Origin of the sequence: Neobacillus drentensis, from assembly GCF_036966985.1 — a bacterium.
GTDB lineage: Bacteria > Bacillota > Bacilli > Bacillales > Cytobacillaceae > Neobacillus > Neobacillus drentensis_E.
Window position 1 is genome coordinate 1 of record NZ_JBALSN010000180.1, and the last position, 2,518, is coordinate 2,518.

At 46.3% G+C, this 2,518-nt stretch carries 3 protein-coding genes; all 3 read right to left on the bottom strand.

The annotated features are described in order from the left end of the window. Positions 1 to 187 precede the first annotated feature (187 nt). Positions 188 to 1,132: an ABC transporter permease gene (locus tag V7659_RS12325; RefSeq protein WP_335540278.1), complete on the bottom strand. Its 945-nt coding sequence runs from the start codon at positions 1,130 to 1,132 to the stop codon at positions 188 to 190. Further along, positions 1,125 to 2,057 (bottom strand): ABC transporter ATP-binding protein, encoded by a 933-nt coding sequence (locus V7659_RS12330; RefSeq protein ID WP_335540279.1) that lies wholly within the window; start codon positions 2,055 to 2,057, stop codon positions 1,125 to 1,127. Before V7659_RS12330 ends, V7659_RS12325 begins: the two co-directional genes overlap by 8 nt. A 256-nt stretch (positions 2,058 to 2,313) precedes the next feature. Then, entirely contained in the window at positions 2,314 to 2,517 is a 204-nt protein-coding gene (locus V7659_RS12335; RefSeq protein ID WP_335540280.1) for a helix-turn-helix domain-containing protein, read from the bottom strand. Between the last annotated feature and the right edge of the window lies 1 nt (position 2,518).

Here is a 2,518-nt window from a genome sequence, read left to right on the forward strand (position 1 = left end):
GTGCTTAACCTGATCCCCCAACCAAAAAGAGCGGACCCCCATGATTCCATAAGCCGTTCATGAGGACAGTTTGGTTGCTCTCCTGTTTTTTCAAAAAAAGACAAGAAGCACCACAGATATGGTGCTTTTTGATAAGCATTTTACTATATAAAAGAGCCATCGCGTTAAGGGGTCTGACCCCAAAACGTTAGGCTGCCACGTCTCTACGTGTAAAAATAAGCCAGGAGATCAGATTGAACACGAGGAAATAGACAACAAGTACTCCGATGGAAAAGGACAATGTCATTCCTTCTTGGAAAGGGCGTCCGGCCAGGTATTGGGTCAAATTGGTGTTGGCAAACAACAGGTACTTACTCCAATCGAATCGATGCAGTACCTCCAGAACCATATTGCCAGCAAACAAGGCGCCGATAGAAAAACCGATAGCCATTGCGCTGCTTCGGAAAGCGGACGAGATCATAAAGGCCATGGTTACGTACATAACCGTGGATACACCGTTCATCATATACGTTTTCCATAGATTGATTACCATATTCCTTTCGACGATCTGCCCGTCCACAGTCATGCTGACCAATGGTAGATCCATATATCCAAAGCCGTATAAGATTCCGTTCACGGCGAAGGATATGACAAATAGAGTAAGTAACAACAGCATGCCGAATAAAAGAAAAGAGAGATACTTGGAGACGAGGATCTTAACTCGGCTAGCCGGCCTGATGAGTAGCAGCTTGATGGTACCGGACGAAAATTCGCCTGCCACACTGTCTCCCACAATAATGATAGTGAAAATCGTAATCACGATCATCATACTGGCCGAACCGTTCACTCCATCCCACATCGTGCCGTCCGTTGAACGAATATTGTGTTCCAAGTGATAGTTGTTGATGGCAATCTGCTGCTGGTAGAATGTTCGGTCCTCTTCATCCAGCTTGGGCTGCTTCAGAATTTTGTTCCACTGCTGATTCTCCTGCTTCAGTTCGGCCCGCCAGCCTTCACCTTTCGCCTGTTTTCCATCGGAATGCCATTCAATGATGTTGACAAAAAGCACAAAAGCAGCCATCAATCCGACCAGGATCCACGTTCGTACCCTACGGTAAATTTTCATATTTTCATTGAGTACTAGATTAAGCAATCTGCCCACCCCCCGTTATTTCCAAGAATCGATCTTCCAGGGACTGGGAAACCATCTCGACGCCATAGATACGGATATGGTTCTGCATCAGCTCAGCGAGAATATCCGGGATCCGTTCCCGCTCGGTTGTGAACTCTACGATTCCCTCCTGAGTGATCTTAGCCTCCAGAACCCCATCCATCTGCCTCATGGCCGCCAATGCCTTTTCCGGCGGCTGCGCTTGGATTCGATACGTTTGAGTTTGATCGTTCCCGCGAGTAATATGCTGAACCGGCATTACATTGACCAGCTTGCCCTGTTGAAGGATGGCAACACGGTCACACATGAGCTCCATCTCAGACAACAGATGGCTGGAGACGATAACCGTGATTCCTTCCGTACGGGTCAAATGCCGCAAGTAATTGCGCAGCTCGCGAATCCCCGCCGGGTCAAGACCGTTCGTCGGTTCATCGAGAATCAGCAAGGACGGCCGATGCAGCAGTGCCTGGGCGACTCCCAGCCGCTGACGCATACCGAGCGAGTACTTTTTGACTTTGTCATGGATACGATTTTCCAGCTTGACCAGCGACACCACCTCGTCAATTCGTTCCTTGGTTACCCCCGGCACCATGCGGGCGTAATGAACAAGGTTGTGATAACCGCTCAGATATTTGTACATTTCAGGGCTTTCTACGATGGCACCGACGTGGCGGATCGCTTGCTCGAATTCGGTTTTGATATCTTTTCCTTTGATCAGTATCTGTCCCTTGGTAATCGACATCAGTCCGACGATCATGCGGATTGTCGTTGTTTTACCGGCCCCATTTGGACCAAGGAAGCCAAAAATTTCACCTTGTGGTACGTCAAATGTAAGGTCGTCGATGAGGGTAGTCCGGCCAATCCGTTTGGTTACATGACTCAAGCTGATAATTGGTTCGTTGCTCATACATGTCCTCCTTAAATGATAGATTTAAACGTTATGTCGTTTTGTTAGCAAATGTTATCTATATCGGATACCCAATCTCCCCTTTATTTTTCGTCCTGAAATCAGGATACCCAGCAAATCTTAACAAGCCCATGATAAAAATATTAATATTTTCTTAATGTGTAAAACACAGGGAAGGTCCTTTGATTTATCTTTTTCTATTCTCCCGTTTCCTTAGAAATGGATTTGGGCCTCTTGTCCGTTTGTTAACATTTTTTTATCCATGAGTGTCTTCGTCAGGTTTGTATTCTAAAATATCCCCCGGCTGACACTCTAAAGCCTTACAAATCGCCTCTAGAGTAGAAAATCGAATCGCTTTTGCCTTTCCATTTTTCAATATAGAAAGATTAGCCATCGTGATTCCAACCCTCTCGGAAAGTTCTGTTACGCTCATTTTCCGTTTCGCCAGCATCACATCAATA